Annotated in this window: 10 protein-coding genes; 7 read left to right on the forward strand and 3 right to left on the reverse strand. The window is 66.4% G+C overall.

Features of this window, described 5'->3' with window-relative positions:
* Positions 1–68: 68 nt before the first annotated feature.
* Positions 69–2,699: a diguanylate cyclase domain-containing protein gene (locus tag D0T21_RS02300; RefSeq protein ID WP_229211303.1), complete on the reverse strand. Its 2,631-nt coding sequence runs from the start codon at positions 2,697–2,699 to the stop codon at positions 69–71.
* 171 nt (positions 2,700–2,870) lie between these two features.
* On the opposite strand from D0T21_RS02300, the gene D0T21_RS02305 reads away from it, so the two are divergent.
* From D0T21_RS02305 to clpB, 7 genes are all read left to right on the forward strand, one after another.
* Positions 2,871–4,112, forward strand: coding sequence for a winged helix-turn-helix domain-containing protein (locus tag D0T21_RS02305; protein ID WP_116988220.1), 1,242 nt, complete (start codon positions 2,871–2,873; stop codon positions 4,110–4,112).
* A gap of 10 nt (positions 4,113–4,122) precedes the next feature.
* Positions 4,123–5,112, forward strand: coding sequence for a DUF2804 domain-containing protein (locus D0T21_RS02310; protein WP_116988221.1), 990 nt, complete (start codon positions 4,123–4,125; stop codon positions 5,110–5,112).
* A 15-nt stretch (positions 5,113–5,127) separates the two neighbouring features.
* On the forward strand, positions 5,128–7,536 hold the full coding sequence (locus D0T21_RS02315) for a bifunctional acetate--CoA ligase family protein/GNAT family N-acetyltransferase (RefSeq protein WP_116988222.1): 2,409 nt from the start codon (positions 5,128–5,130) through the stop codon (positions 7,534–7,536).
* Between the two features lie 250 nt (positions 7,537–7,786).
* Positions 7,787–8,413, forward strand: coding sequence for a hypothetical protein (locus D0T21_RS02320; RefSeq protein WP_229211304.1), 627 nt, complete (start codon positions 7,787–7,789; stop codon positions 8,411–8,413).
* A 79-nt stretch (positions 8,414–8,492) separates the two neighbouring features.
* A complete protein-coding gene (locus D0T21_RS02325) occupies positions 8,493–10,943 on the forward strand; it encodes a DUF349 domain-containing protein (RefSeq protein WP_116988224.1) in 2,451 nt (816 codons plus the stop codon).
* Entirely contained in the window at positions 10,940–11,416 is a 477-nt protein-coding gene (locus D0T21_RS02330) for a molybdenum cofactor biosynthesis protein MoaE (protein ID WP_116988225.1), read from the forward strand. The genes D0T21_RS02325 and D0T21_RS02330 overlap by 4 nt, the downstream gene beginning before the upstream one ends.
* Positions 11,417–11,516: 100 nt before the next feature.
* Complete coding sequence (gene clpB, locus D0T21_RS02335; RefSeq protein ID WP_116988226.1) at positions 11,517–14,099, forward strand: ATP-dependent chaperone ClpB; 2,583 nt, start codon at positions 11,517–11,519, stop codon at positions 14,097–14,099.
* Between the two features lie 4 nt (positions 14,100–14,103).
* Here the strand turns inward: clpB and D0T21_RS02340 are convergent, their stop codons facing one another.
* A complete protein-coding gene (locus D0T21_RS02340; RefSeq protein ID WP_116988227.1) occupies positions 14,104–15,027 on the reverse strand; it encodes a GGDEF domain-containing protein in 924 nt (307 codons plus the stop codon).
* Positions 15,028–15,125: 98 nt separating this feature from the next.
* Positions 15,126–15,914: a helix-turn-helix transcriptional regulator gene (locus tag D0T21_RS02345; RefSeq protein ID WP_116988228.1), complete on the reverse strand. Its 789-nt coding sequence runs from the start codon at positions 15,912–15,914 to the stop codon at positions 15,126–15,128.
* Positions 15,915–15,937: the final 23 nt, after the last annotated feature.

Below are 15,937 nucleotides of genomic sequence, written 5' to 3' on the forward strand. Positions count from 1 at the left end.
AGCCGGGAAGCGCACAATATAGCGCAAGATGGCGCCGGATGAGTTGATAAAAGTGGATCGGCCTCCGGCTAGGCCGCGTTGCTGGCCGTCGTCGGCAGGGCCGGGCCGGCGCGGAAGGTGTTGCGGCCACCCTGTTTGGCCTCGTACAGCAGCACGTCGGCGCGGTTCAGCAGTTCGGCCGGGGTGACATCCTCGCCGCGGTAGTAGGCCAGGCCGATGCTGGCGGAGATCGACACCACCGTGCCATCCAGGTCGAACGGCGCCTGCATCGCGGCGACGATCTTGGCCGCCAGCGCATCGGCGGCGTCGACCCGGGCGATGCGCTCCATGATGATGGTGAACTCGTCGCCGCCCAGGCGGGCGACGGTGTCGCTGGCGCGCACGGCGTGCGTGAGCCGTCCCGAAAAAGCCCTCAGCAGCGCATCGCCGACGCTATGGCCGAAGGTGTCGTTGACCGGCTTGAAGCGGTCGATATCCATGTACATCACCGCCATCAGGCTGTGGTTCTCGCGGCAGTCTGCCATGGTGTCCTGGAGCTTTTGCAGGAAGCCGGCGCGGTTGGTCAGCCCGGTCAGCGCATCGACCTGCGACAGCTTGAGCAGGCGCTGCTTCTCGCGCTTTTGCGCCGTGATGTCCTGCCGCATGACGTGGAAGCCGATCACGGTGACGCCGTCTTCGTCCATCTGCGGGATGTAGACCACCTCGAAGGTGCGGCCGACGGCGGTGTCGGGATCTTCCTCTTCGAAGGTCAGGGTCTGGCCGGCCAGCGCGCGCTTGATGTAGGGCGCCAGGAATTGATAGCGCTCTCCGCCCATGGTCGCCTCGATGGTCTTGCCCAGCACCGTCACGCCGGTGCGGTTGAATTCCCGTTCGTAGGCGACGTTGTGGAAGCGGTAGATCTCCTCCGAATCGACATACGCCACCATCGCCGGCAGCGTGTCGGCGATGGTGCGCAGCCGCGATTCGCTTTCGCGCAGCGCCATCACCGATTTGCGCACGTGGGTGATATCGTCCACCGTGCCGACGTAGCCGTAGATTTGGCCGTCCACCACCATCGCCGCGACCTTGAACGAGATCCAGATCATCATGCCGTCGGGGTGCACGCAGCGCACCGTGTCCTGGTAGGGCGCGCGGGTTTTTGCCATGTGGCCCAGGGCCGCCTTGAGCACCGGGCGGTCGTTGGGGTGGACGGCGCGCATCCACTGATCGCCCAGCGCCTCTTCTCGCGTCAGACCGGTGATGAATTCGAAGGTGCGGTTGACGTAGGTGCAGTGGCCGGCGGGATCGGCCCGTATCAATCCGAGCGGCGAGGCGTCGTTGACGGCCGCCAGTTCCGCCTGGTTCTTGCGCATCGCCAGTTCGCTTTCCTTGCGCGGCGTGATGTCGCGCGTGGTCACGGCCACGCCGTCGTGGATGGCGACGATCTGATGGTGCAGCCACAGATGGTCCGCGCCCGGCAGGAAGTCGACTTCGAATTCCTCCTCGAGCGGCCGGCCGCTGGACAGCACTGTCTTGTACTTTTCGATGAAGCCCTTGGTGTGCAGCGCAGGCAGCACCTCGATCAGGCGCTTGCCCTTGACTTCTTCGGCGGTGGAGCCCAGCAGCGCCGCGCCGCGTTCATTCAGGTCGGCGATGGTGAAGTCGACCACCTCCTTGCCCGGACCGCGCATGTGGCAGGCCTTTAACAGGTAGACCGCGTCCATGCTGGCGTCGGCCGCGGCCCGCAGCATGGTCTGCGCTTCGGTGACCATGCGCGCGCTGCGCCGCAGGCGGTGCGCCTGTTGCATCAGCAGGCCGACAAACAGCAGCACCAGCACGGAGGCGACTGCCACCGCCCGGTAATAGATGTCGCGCCGGTGCTCGAAGGTTGCCATCGCCGAGGTGACCGGGTTGCCGACCACCGCCAGCATCAGGTAGCGCGGCATTTCGGTGTAACCGTAGATGCGTTCGACGGCGTCGAACGGATGCGCCAGCAGCAGCTCGTCCGACTGCTGTCCGCCGCCTTGCGCCGCCGTGAAGTCGATCGAGTCGCTGATGATCAGCTGTTCGTCGACGCGGGCGGTGGACATGCCGTTTTCGCGGCTGATCAACAGCACCGCGCCGCCGGGATCGACGTTCAGGCGGTCGTAGTCCTCGACGAAGGCGGCCGGATCAATCATCACCATGATGATGCCGGCGAACTCGCCCTGGCGGTCGTTCAGCCGGCGCGAAATCAGGATCTGCCATTTCTTGGTGCGCGGTTCGACCACCGGGGTCGACACCAGCGGCGTATCGGCCGGATTGTTGGCGTGATGGAGCAACAGCGGCTGCTCGCGCAGGTCCGGCGCGAAGTAGCCGTTGCGGCTGTCTATCAGCTTGCCGTCGGCGCTGATCAACGCCAGCGGCAGGTCCAGCTTGGACGGCAGCAGCGAATCGAGCAGGCCGTTCCTGCGGGTGAATTCGGCCAGCCGCAGCGTGCCGCCGGTTTCCTCGTATTTGAGCTTGAACAGCTGCGTCGCGTGGTCGATCTGGCGCAGCAGGTGGTTGGTGTGTTCGGCCAGCGTGCGCGCCAGCGACTGGCTATGCAGCACCGCCTCGTAATGGGCGTTCTGCTTCTCCTGGCCGATCTGGTACGCCGCGGCCGCCCACATGGCCGCCAGCAGCGCCAGTGCAAACACCGGCAGCAGTATCGCGCGATACAGGCGGCTTAAGTAATTCACAAACGGGCGAGTGGCAAAAGGGTTCATCGAAAATCTACGTTCACCGCGAAAAGGAAGCTGCTTGCCATGTGTGGATATTCTGCACGGAAATGTCACGTTTGTGGTTGGCGAGTCAAAAAAAACCGCTTTCCGATCACAGGCAATGTTGATTTCTTTATTAGAATAGCGTTCATGAACGAATTGATTATCAGCCTGGCCGCGGCAAGGGCGCTGCACCTGGCGGCGCAGGGATTGCTGCAGCCGCGCCGCCGCAAGGCGCGCCAGGCCGATGTGGTGGACGCGATCCGGCAAATGGGCGTGCTGCAGATCGACACCATCCACGTGGTGGCGCGCAGCCCCTACCTGGTGCTGTGGAGCCGCCTGGGCGACTATCCGCAACCGTGGCTGGAGCAGGCGCTGGCGGCCGGCCAGCTGTTCGAGTACTGGGCGCACGAGGCCTGCTTCGTGCCGATCGAGGATTACGGCCTGTATCGCCACCGCATGCTGGACCCGGCCGCGATGGGCTGGAAGTATTCCGAGACCTGGATGGTCGAACGCCGCGCCGATGTCGACGCCGTGCTGGCCCACATCCGCGCCAACGGCCCGACCCGCTCCTCGGACTTCGAGCGCACCGACGGCCAGAGCGGCGGCTGGTGGAGCTGGAAGCCGGAAAAGCGTTCGCTGGAAGTGCTGTTCACGTCCGGCGCGCTGATGATCGCCGCGCGCGAGAACTTCCAGCGCATCTACGACCTGGCCGAGCGCGTGCTGCCCGGCTGGGACGACAGCCGCATGCCGCACATGGACGACACCCGCCGCGCGCTGGTGCTGAAGGCGGTCAAGGCGATGGGCTGCGCCCGCGCCGGCTGGATCAGCGACTACTTCCGCACCAAGCCGCCGCGCCTCGATCCGGCGGAGCTGGTCGAGCAGGGCCTGCTGCTGCGCGCCTGGGTCGATGACTGGGACGATCCGATCTATGTCCACCCTGACCACGCCGAACTGTTGGCCGCTGCCGCCGCAGGCACGCTGGCGCCGACGCTGACCACCATCCTGTCGCCGTTCGACCCGGTGGTGTGGGACCGCCGCCGCGCGCTGGAACTGTTCGGCTTCGACTACCGGCTGGAGTGCTACACTCCGGCGGAGAAGCGCCGCTACGGCTACTTCACGCTGCCCATCCTGCGGCGCGGCGCGTTGGTCGGCCGGGTGGACGCCAAGGCGCACCGGCGCGGCGGCGTCTTCGAATTGAAATCGCTGGCGCTAGAGCCGGGCGTGCGCGTCAGCGACCGTTTCGTGCGCGACGTCGCTAGCGCCTTGCAGCGCCTGGCCAACTGGCACGAGTGCCCCGATGTACAGATCACCCAGGCCACGCCGGAGAGTTTTGCGCCGCTGCTGCGCGCCGCGCTGGCCACCAACACCAAGGAAATGGAAGCTGCATGATGGGAGTTCAATGAGTTTGCCCGCCGCCCCCGCCAGCCTGCTGAGCCCCGACGGCCAGCCGCTATTCGGCCGCTACGCCGGCCAGGTTGGCCATATCGACTGGAGCCAGCTGGCCGCGCCGTTTGCGCGCAGCCGTTTCTGGCGCCGCTTTCACCACAAGCGCTGGCATTACGTGGCGCTGTGCACCGAGCAGATATTCTGCGCGGTGGCCATCGTCGACCTGGGCTGGACCAGCACCGCCTTCGCCTACGCCTTCGACCGCAGCGACGGCGACATGCTGGCCAACTTCGGCCAGGACGGCCTGCCCGGCCTGTCGGCGCGGCTGGCCGACCATGCCGGCGCGTCGAGCAGCTTCAAGACGCGCAAGAGCAGCATCGCCATCGACAGTCGCGACGACGGCAGCTACGCGCTGACGCTGCGCTGCGACTACCTGGAGATCGACGCCGAATTCGGTCCCGGCGCCTCGCCGCTGCTGCTGGCCACCGGGCCGGTGGCGCAAGGCTCGGTGCACGCGACGCAGAAGTCGTCCGGCCTGCCGCTGAGCGGTGAGGTGCGCACCTTCCGCGAGGACTACAACCTGGCCGGCGGCGTCGCCAGCTTCGATTACTCCAACGGCCTGCTGGCGCGGAACACCGCCTGGCGCTGGGCCTCGGCGCACAATCTGGAGATGGGCTTCAATCTGCAGTCGGGCTACTTCGGCGGCAACGAGAACGCGCTGTGGCTGGACGGCCAGGTGCACGCGCTGGCGCCCGTGCACTTCATCTACGACAGCAGCGATCCGCTGTCGCAGTGGCACATCTTCACCGAGGACGATTTGCTGGAGCTGTACTTCACGCCGGAAGGCGCGCGCCGCGACAACAAGAACCTGGTGGTGGCGGCCAGCCGCTATCTGCAGCCGATCGGCACCTTCACCGGTTGGGTGCGCAGCGCGCCCGACCAACCGAAACGCATGGTCACGCAGATGATGGGCGTGACCGAGGATCATGCATCACGTTGGTAAAAAGGTAGGGCCGCCATGAGCATCAGGAATCTCGACCAATTGTTCCAACCGCGCTCGGTGGCCGTGATCGGCGCATCGGACAACCCGCAGCGCATCGGCACGCGCGTGCTGGCCAACCTGGCGGAAGCCGGTTTTGGCCGCGACGGCGGCGCCATCTGGCCGCTCAATCCCAAGCACCAGCTGCTGCACGACATGCCGTGCTACGCCAGGGTGTCGGCCTTGCCGGCGGCGCCGGACCTGGCCATCCTGTGCTCGCCGCCGTCGACGATACCTGGGCTGATCGCGGAACTGGGCGCGCGCGGCACCCGCGCCGCCATCGTCATGACGGCGGGGCTGGCCGACATCAAGGCCGGCAGCCGCAGCTTGCAGCAGGCGATGCTGGAGGCGGCCAAGCCGCACCTGCTGCGCATCCTGGGACCGGGCAGCGTCGGCCTGCAATCGCCGGCGCTGGGGCTCAACGCCAGCTTCACCCATCTCGCCGCCGATCCCGGCAAGCTGGCCTTCGTGTCGCAATCGGGCGCGCTGGGCGCGGCGGTGCTGGACTGGGCCAGCCTGCGCGGCATCGGCTTCTCGCGCTTTGTCGCGATGGGCGAGGGCGCCGACGTCGATTTCGGCGACCTGCTGGACTACCTGGCCGGCGATCCCGGGACCGAGGCCATCCTGCTGTGCATCGAGGATGTCCGTTGCGCGCGCAAGTTCATGTCGGCCGGACGGCTGGCGGCGCGCGGCAAGCCTGTGATCGTGCTGAAAGTGGGGCGTGACGCCGCCCCCGGCGCCGACCTGGTGTTCGACGCCGCGATCCGCCGCGCCGGCATGCTGCGCGTGCATTCCACCGAAGACCTGTTCGACGCCGTCGAGACGCTGGCGCGCCAGCGGCCGCAGCGCGGCGAACGGCTGGCGGTGCTGACCAACGGCGTCGGCCTGGGCCTGATCGCGGCCGACGCGCTGGAATGCGGCGGCGCCCAACTGGCGCCGCTGTCGGCCGAGACCTTGCGCCTGCTGAAGCGCGCCGACGCGCCGCTGACCAATCCCGTCGACCTGCTGGCCGACGTGCCGGTCGAGCGCTACACCAGCGCGGTGGAAGCGCTGCTACGCGAAACCCAGGCCGACGCGCTGCTGTTCCTGCACGCGCCCACCGCCATGGTGCCCAGCAGCCTGATTGCGGCGGCGGTGGCGCCGATGATGCGCAACGCCTCCAAGAACGTGCTGTCCTGCTGGCTGGGCGGCCGTTCGGTGGCGGCCGCGCGCCAGGTGTTCGCCGACGCCGGCCTGCCCACCTACGACACGCCGGAAAAGGCGATCCATGGCTTCCTGCAAATCGCCCAGTACCGGCGCAACCAGGACCTGCTGATGGAAGTGCCGGCGCGCCTGCCGGCCACCGCGGCGCCGGAACGCGCGGCGGCGCAGGCGCTGGTGATCGCCGCTTTGGCCGCCGGCCGCGGCGATTTGTCCGACAAGGATGCGCGCGAGCTGCTGTCGGCCTACGGCATCGCCCTGGCGACGCCGCAGCAGGCCGCGCTGACCGGCCCGACGCTGGCGGCGGCTTGCATCCAGATCGCCACCGATCCGGTGTTCGGCCCGGTGGTGTTCTTCGGCCAGGGCGGCATCGCGGCGGAGGTGGCGGCCGACCGCGCCGCCGGCCTGCCGCCGCTGAACATGGTGCTGGCGCGCGACATGGTCGGCCGCACCCGCGTGGCGCGCCTGCTGGCGCAAGGCCAGACCGCCGCCGACGCCGACGCGCTGTGCCGCACGCTGGTGCAGGTAGCCGACATGGTGGCCGACCTGCCGCAGCTGGCGGAACTCGATCTCAATCCGCTGCTGGCGATCGGCGGCGGCGTGGTGGCGCTGGCCGCGCGCGTGCGGCTGGCGCCGGCGCGCAGCGACAACACGCTGGCGATCCGCCCCTATCCGCTGGAACTGGAGCAGGAGCTGGACTGGGGCGGCGGCCGCATCCTGCTGCGGCCGATCCGGCCGGAGGACGCGCCGCAGCACCAGGTGTTCTTCGCCGCGCTGGATCCGGACGACGTGCGGCTGCGCTTTTTCACCGCCATGCGCGAACTGCCGCCGTCGCAGCTGGCGCGGCTGACCCAGATCGACTACGACCGCGCGATGGCCTTCATCGCCACCCGCAACGGCCAGGGTGGCGAACCGGAAACGCTGGGTGTGGTGCGCGCCGTGGCCGATGCGGACAATCAGTCCGCTGAATTTGCCATCATCGTGCGTTCCGACTTGAAGGGGCAGGGGCTGGGCTACATTCTGTTCCAGAAACTGGTCGATTATTTCCGCAGCCGCGGCACGGCGGAAATCGTCGGCGACGCCTTGTCGGAAAATCTCGGCGTGCAAAAGCTGGTGCGCCATTTCGGCGGCGTGGTTTTGCCGCACCCGGAGGCGGGAATGGTGCGGCTTCAATTGTCTTTACGATAGCATTCGTGGCCGGGTTGTTATATATTGATATGCATAACGCTACGGCCTGTATTTGTTCTAGCTCAAAGCGTGTTTGTCGGCTTTATTTACACTTTTACTTCCGGTCTTGCCGCTCATCCGGGCGCGCGCAACTTCAGTTTTGGGAGTCAGAATGTTAACTGCCACATATACTCTGGTAGCACTGTCGGTGGAACACGCAAGTGTCCGCCTCAGTTTGTTATCGTTCCAAAAGTATGTGCGCTCCACGCTGATGCATCAGAACAGCATCACCCTGTCGCAGCTGGAATATGCCTGCGAGAACTTGAACAGCCTGTACCAGGCCTGCCACTGGCGTAAAACCGAGATGTACCTGATCCCCGCGCTGCGCGAGGCGACCGAGCGCGCCGACCAGCTGCTGGACGAGCTCAACCGTCTGAACCAGTCGGCGCTGTTGTCGATCCGCATGCTGCAAGACAAGCTCGGCTCGGTGGCCGAGGTGCGCGACGAGCAGGTCAACCTGATTTGCGACAGCATCGAAACCTTTTGCGCCTCGCTGCTGAAGCGGCTGGAAAAGGAAGAGCAGGAGCTGTTCGCCATCGCCCGCAACGCCATCGCCGGCGAAACGTGGTTTTCCATCGCGAATCAATTGATGATGCACGACAAGCATCTGGAAGAAATGAAACGCGCGGGCCTGACCGCGGTCGAGGCGGTCGAAGCCGCCAAGCCCAAGGCAGTGGCCGCGCGCAACCTGGCCGGCGCGGTCCGCGTGGTGGACGATGGCCAGATCAGCATCCCCGGTTTGCAGGTGTTGCCGATAGTAAGTATCGAGGAAAGCGCGGCGCAAACGGCGCCCGCCACCCTTGCCCGATCGACCCGGCAACTGCCGGCGATGAAATAACCGCCCAAATAGCATACGCATCGAGCAAATTCCCCTCGCTTTGCTATGATGGTGGTTTTAGCCATCTCATAGCGCATCCATGTTCGATTTCATCTTCAAGCGAACTACCGACCAGGCGGCCGATCAGCAGGCCGCCATGGCCACTCCCGAGCAGGGCGCCGCCGCTGCCGCATCGGCCAGCCGCCGCGAGGAGCAGGCGCAGCGCGCCGCCGCGCTGGCGGGCGACGAGGCCGCCGCCGTCGAGCTGATCCTGCACAGCGAGTTTGCCGGCGTGCGCCTGGCGGCCGCCGAGCATGTGCAGTCCCAGGCCCATCTCGAACAGGTGTTGCAGGCGATGCGCAATACCGACCGCCGCGTCGCCAAGCTGATGCAGGGACGGCTGGATGCGATCCGCTACCAGCTGGCCGAGCAGAACAAAGCCCAAGCCTGCCTGGACCAGGCCCAGCGCTTGTTGCAGGACGAGAAGCTGACGCCCAACCAGGTGGCCGACCTGGATCGCCAATGGCAGGTCACCGCCGCCGTGCCGGCGCTGGCCGAGCCGTTCGCCACCGCGCGCGCCGCGCTGGCTGCGCGGTTGGAAGCCCAAGTCAATTTGCAGCGGACCATCATCGATGCGATGGCTGCGTTGCGCCAGCTGCCGTCCGCCGGCTTGCCGCCGGAAGAGGCGCAGCAGGCGCTGGAGCGTCACGCCGCCGCCCAAGCCGAATACCAGCAAGCCCCGGAACATAACGCCTTGCCCAAGCATTTGCTGAGCGATTTCGCGCAAGCGCTGGAGCAGAGCCGTGCCGCGCTGACGGCCGCCAGCCAGCGTCCCGCCGCCGTGCCGGAAGCCGCGCCTGCGGCCGAATCACCGGCCGCCGCGCCATCCGCCGCCGTTGCGCCTGCATCTGCGCCCGCCGCGCGCGAGCCGAAGAAGCCGGCCGCGCCCAAGGAAACCGATAAAAAATTCCTCGAAACGCTGGATGCGATGGAAGCCGCGCTGGAGCAGGGCTTGCTGCACGCCGCCGCCGATCACGACAAGTGGCTCAAGGAACACAAGACCCGCCTGACGTCGGCCCAGACCGACCGCCTGAACCACGTCCGCGCCGAGCTGAAGCGCTTGGGCGACTGGGCCCGCTGGGGCGGCAACGTCTCGCGCGAGGAATTGGTCAAGGCAGTGGAAGAGCTGCCCGCGCTGGGCCTGGCGATGAGCGAGCTGGCCAAGAAAGTCGGCAGCATGCGCGAGCGCTGGAAGTCGCTGGACGCGGTCTCCGGCCACGCGCCCAAGAGTTTGTGGGAGCGCTTCGACAGCGCCTGCACCGCCGCCTATGCGCCGGCCGCCGCCCACTTCAAGCAACTGGCCGACGAGCGCCACGCCAACGCCGCCAAGGCCCAGGCCTTGATCGACGAAACCCGCAATATGGCCGCCACGGCGGCCAGCGAGGGCGCGGACCTGAAGAACGTGGCCGCCGCCGGCCAGCGTCTGCGCCAGATGTGGGGCCGCCTGGGCACCATCGACCGCAAGGAAAAACGCAAGCTCGACCAGGCCTTCGACAAGGCGCTGGGGCAGATGCTGGCGCCGCTGTCCGAGCAGCGCAAGATCGAAAGCGCCAAGCGCGAACAGCTGATCGCCGAAGCCGAGCAGATGCAGGCCAGCGACCGTCACACCCTGGACAATCTGCGCCGCCTGCAGGAGCGCTGGCAGGAGCAGGCCAAGGCGCTGCCGCTGGAACGCAAGATCGAACAGGCCTTGTGGCAACGCTTCCGCGCCGCCTGCGACGCGATTTTTGCCAAGCGCAAGGAGTCCGCGCACGCCGCCGACCACGAACGCAAGGCCCACCTGCACGCGCGCGAAGCGCTGTGCAATGAACTGGAAACGGCCACCTTCAGCGGCGACGACAAGGCGCAACTGGCGGCCATCGCCAAGCTGCTGCGCGACACGGCCGCGGCCTGGCATGCGGCCGGCGGCGTGCCGCGCGCGTCCGAAGCGCGCATCACGCAGCGTTATCAGGCGGCGATGGCGACGGTGCAGGGCCAGGCCGACGCGATCAAGCGCCGCGCCGGCGCCGCCCAGGCCAACGCGCTGCGCGACAAGCTGCGCCTGTGCCAGGCGCTGGAGAGCGCGATCGGCACGCCGGCCGACGGCGCGGCGATCGACGGTGCGGACTGGCAGTCGCGCTGGTCGGCGCTGCCGCCGCTGGCCGCCGAGTACGAGCGTGCCTTGCACGGCCGTTTCAACGCGGCGTTGGGCGCATTGGATGGCAAGCGCAGCGCCTACGCCGAGCAACTGGAGCGCAACCGCGCCAAGCTACTCGATGAAGTGCTGCGGCTGGAGATCGTGGCCGGCGTCGACAGCGGCGCCGAGTTCGCGCGCGAGCGCCTGAAGATGCAGGTCGAGGTGCTGCAATCGTCGCTGAAGTCCGGCCAGAAGCCGCAGAGCGCCGGCACCGCCTACCTGCAACTGTGCGCGATGCCGGCCCTGGCCGACGACCGCACCGCCAGCCGCATCGAGCAATTGTTCCGCCGCATCGGCGCTGCGGAGCGTGCATGAGCGCGGGCGATAGCTTCCAGGTCCGCATCCAGACCGAAGACTTCGACCTGAGCACCGAGCTGGCGCAGCTGCGCGCGGCCAACCCCAAGGTCGGCGCCATCGTGAACTTTGTCGGCACGGTGCGCGACCTGAACGAGGGCGCCAGCGTGGCCGAGATGGAACTGGAGCATTACGCCGGCATGACCGAGCAATCCATTCTCGCCATCATCGAGCAGGCCCGCCAGCGCTGGCCGGTGTTCGGCGCGCTGGTGATCCACCGGGTCGGTCCGCTCAAGCCGCTGGAGCAGATCGTGCTGGTGGCTGTGACCTCGGCGCACCGTGGCGAGGCCTTCGCCGCCTGCGAATACATCATCGATTTCCTGAAGACCGAGGCCCCGTTCTGGAAAAAAGAGCAAACTCCGGCCGGTTCGCGCTGGGTGGACGCCCGCGTCAGCGACGATGTCGCGCTGAAAAAGTGGAGCACTGAGCCCTAATTGATGTAGCGCATGGATTTGTGATTTAAATAGGTGTCTCCTTGAAAACGGATCGCATACCCCTATGTATGCGATAAGTTAAATTTATCGGAGCAATTCCATGCGGCATGACAAACTCACCACCAAACTCCAGGAAGCCTTGTCGGACTCGCAGAGCCTGGCCGTGGGCAATGACAATCAATACATCGAGCCGGTCCACCTGCTGACCGCGCTGCTGAACCAGGACGACGGCAGCGCGCGCTCACTGTTGCAGCGCGCCGGCGTCAATGTCGGCGGCTTGACCAAGGCATTGGGCTCGGCGCTGGAGCGGCTGCCCAAGGTGTCCGGCACCGGCGGCGACGTGCAGGCCGGCCGCGAGCTGGTCTCCGTGCTGAACCTGGCGGACCGGGAGGCGCAGAAGCGCGTCGACCAGTTCATCTCCAGCGAGATGGTGCTGCTGGCGCTGACCGAGGATAAATCCGACGCCGGCAAGTTGGCGCGCGAAAACGGCCTGACCCGCAAATCGCTGGAAGCGGCCATCGACACCGTGCGCGGCGGCGCCAAGGTCGACAACGCCGAAGCCGAAGGCCAGCGCGAAGCCCTGAAAAAATACACGCTGGACCTGACCGAGCGCGCCCGCGCCGGCAAGCTCGATCCCGTGATCGGCCGCGACGACGAGATCCGCCGCGCGATCCAGGTGCTGCAACGCCGCACCAAGAACAATCCCGTGCTGATCGGCGAACCCGGCGTCGGCAAGACCGCCATCGTCGAAGGCCTGGCGCAGCGCATCGTCAACAACGAGGTGCCCGATTCGCTCAAGGGCAAGCGCGTGCTGTCGCTGGACATGGCGGCGCTGGTGGCTGGCGCCAAGTATCGCGGCGAGTTCGAGGAACGCCTGAAGTCGGTGCTGAAGGAGCTGGCCATGGACGAGGGCCAGACCATCGTCTTCATCGACGAGATGCACACGATGGTTGGCGCCGGCAAGGCCGATGGCGCCATGGACGCGGGCAATATGCTCAAGCCGGCATTGGCGCGCGGCGAACTGCACTGCGTCGGCGCCACCACGCTGGACGAATACCGCAAGTACATCGAGAAGGACGCCGCGCTGGAGCGCCGCTTCCAGAAGATCCTGGTCGACGAGCCGTCGGTCGAGGCCACCATCGCCATCCTGCGCGGCCTGCAGGACAAGTATGAGCTGCACCACAAGGTCGCCATCTCGGACGCCGCCATCATCGCCGCGGCCGAGCTGTCGCACCGCTACATCACGGACCGCTTCCTGCCCGACAAGGCGATCGACCTGATCGACGAAGCCGCGTCCAAGATCAAGATCGAGATCGATTCCAAGCCGGAGGTGATGGACAAGCTGGAACGCCGCCTGATCCAGCTGAAGATCGAGAAGGAAGCCGTCAAGAAGGAAAAGGACGATGCCTCGCGCCGCCGCCAGGACCTGATCGACGAAGAGATCGTCAAGCTGGGACGGGAACTGAACGACTACGAGGAAATCCTCAAGGCCGAGAAGGCGGTGGTGCAGGGCAGTACCCACATCAAGGAAGAGATCGAACGCATCAAGCTGCAGATGGAGCAGGCCACGCGCGAGAGCAACTGGCAGCGCGTGTCGGAACTGCAGTACGGGCGCCTGCCCGAGCTGGAAGCCCTGCTCAAGCAGGCCGAGAGCGCCAACCTCAAGGCTGGCGAGGCCGCCAAACCCAAGCTGCTGCGCACCGAAGTCGGCGCCGAGGAAATCGCCGAGGTGGTGTCGCGCGCAACCGGCATCCCGGTCTCGCGCATGATGCAGGGCGAGCGCGACAAGCTGCTGCACATCGAAGAGAAGCTACATGAGCGCGTGGTCGGCCAGGACGAGGCGATCGCCGCCGTGTCCGACGCCATCCGCCGTTCGCGCGCCGGCCTGTCCGATCCGAACCGTCCGTATGGCTCCTTCATGTTCCTGGGGCCGACCGGCGTCGGCAAGACCGAGCTGTCCAAGGCGCTGGCCGGCTTCCTGTTCGACACCGAGGAATCGATGATACGCATCGACATGAGCGAATTCATGGAGAAGCATTCGGTGGCCCGCCTGATCGGCGCGCCGCCCGGCTACGTGGGCTACGACGAGGGCGGCTACCTCACCGAGGCCGTGCGCCGCAAGCCGTACAGCGTGATCCTGCTGGACGAGGTGGAGAAGGCGCATCCGGACGTGTTCAACGTGCTGCTGCAGGCGCTGGACGACGGCCGCATGACGGACGGCCAGGGCCGTACGGTGGACTTCAAGAACACGGTCATCATCATGACTTCCAACCTGGGCTCGCACAAGATCCAGGCGATGGAGGACTCCGATCCAGGCGTGGTCAAGCTGGCGGTGATGGCCGAGGTGCGCTCGCACTTCCGTCCCGAGTTCATCAACCGTATCGATGAAATCGTCGTGTTCCACGGCCTCGACGAGAAGAACATCGGCGCCATCGCCAAGATCCAGCTGGCGATCCTGGAACAGCGCCTGGCCAAGATGGAGATGACGCTGACCATCACCGAAGCGGCGCTGCAAAAGATTGCCGAGGCGGGCTACGATCCGGTGTATGGCGCGCGGCCGTTGAAGCGGGCGATCCAGCAGCAGATCGAAAATCCGCTGTCCAAGCTGATCCTGCAAGGCCGCTTCGGCCCCAAGGACACCATCCACATCGACGCCGCGAACGGCGAGCTGGACTTCAGCTAATCAGCTAAGCGCCGTGGTGGACGATGCGATTGCGGCCGTCGCGTTTGGCGCGGTACAGCGCATCGTCCGCCCGTTTCAACACTTCTTCGCTTGAGGTGTCGCCGGGCAGCATTTCGCTCAAGCCGCCGCTGATGGTGGCGCCGCTGCCCAGCGTGCCCAGCTCCCGCAACTGTTCGGCGATGCGCAGCCGCAGCCGCTCGGCGATCGGCACCGCCTGCGTCCAGCTGGTGTGCGGCATCAAAATCACGAACTCATCGCCGCCCAGCCTGGCCGGAAAATCGGTGCTGCGCAGCTCGCGCCGACAGACTTCGGCCGTAGTCTGGATCGCCTTGTCGCCGCTCAGGTGGCCGTACTTGTCGTTGATGTCCTTGAAGCGGTCGATATCGAAGATCAGCACCGAGGCGGGCGTCTTGTAGCGGGCGTGCAGTTCGTGGGTGTCGCCGAGGGCCTGCATCAGCTTGCGGCGGTTGGCCAGGCCGGTCAGCGAGTCGGTCTCGCTCTGCATGCGCAGCAGCGCTTCCAGCTTTTTGCTGGCGGTGATATTGCTGGCCACCCACAGCACGGCGTCCTCGCCCAGCACCTGGTATTCCAGCGCCTGCACCCGGCCTTCAAACCAGATGGTGTCTTCCGGGCCGTCGCTGTCCAGGCCTTTCACATCCTTGCGATCCAGCCGGTATTCGACCACGTGCAAGCCGCGTTTGGCCAGCGCGACGGCGATCTGCGCCAGGAACCAGGCGGCTTTCTCGGCGTTCAGCACATCGGGTATGCGCTTGCCGACCAGGGTGCTGCCGTCGTGATAGTAGCGGGCGTCGGTGCCGCCGAACAGGGCGGCGTAGATGCCGTTGCGCGTCAGGATAAATGCCGGGTCCGGCAGCGCGGCAAGCAGCGCTGCGATCTGTTCGCTCGAGAAGAGTGACACGTCGGTCATGCGATACCGCTTTTCCAGTTGTTGAGTTTCCACTAATGTACCGTACTTTCGTCCAAGACAACATTAACGGTGCATTTTTCGAAAACTTGACCGTTTATCTATTTTTCAGCGAAAAAAGCTGTCGGCGTGCTGCCGAAGGTCTTCTTGAACATGGCGGAAAAGGCCGATTGGCTGGCATAACCCAGCTGCGCCGCCACCTGCGACAGCGGCACGCCGCGCGCGATCAGCGGCGCCGCGTGCGCCAGCCGCGCCTGCTGGCGCCACTGGCTGAAGCTCATGCCCAGCTCGCGTTCGAACAGGCGGGTCAGCGTGCGTTCGGAGGCGCCGACCTGGCCGGCCCAGCCTTCCAGCGTGTGCTCGGCGCCGGGATCGGCGATCAGCGCGTCGCACAGGGCTTTCAGGCGCTTGTCGTCGGGCAGCGGCACGCGCAGCGCGCGGCCGGCGCAGCGCGGCAGTTCATCGAGGATCATCTCGCCCAGCAGCTGCTCGCGGCCGGATTGCTCATTCTGGTCGTGCTGCTCCAGCGCGGCCATCAGCTCGCGCAGCAGGCTGGACACTTCCACCACCTTGCAGGCGTCGGGGAAGGGCGAGCGGCTGGCGTGCACGCACAACGGCCGCAGCCGGGTCGGCTCCAGCACGGTGACGGCGTGCACGACGTCCGGCGCGATCCAGATGGCGCGCTGCGGCGGCACGATCCAGCTGCTGTTATTGGCCGTCACCCGCATCACGCCCTGCATCGCGTAGGTGAACTGGCCCCACGGATGGTGGTGCGGTAGCAGCGCGGCGTCGGCCGGCAGATCGCGACCGGACATGGTCAGCGGTCGGGCCTCGGTAGGGAAGTCGCAATGCCAGTTGAATTGCGTGTGCGTGACGACCGGTATCGGCATGGCGGATTCTCGACAAATGTTGA

It is taken from the genome of Duganella sp. BJB476 (assembly GCF_003416895.1).
In the GTDB taxonomy this organism is placed as follows: domain Bacteria; phylum Pseudomonadota; class Gammaproteobacteria; order Burkholderiales; family Burkholderiaceae_D; genus Rugamonas.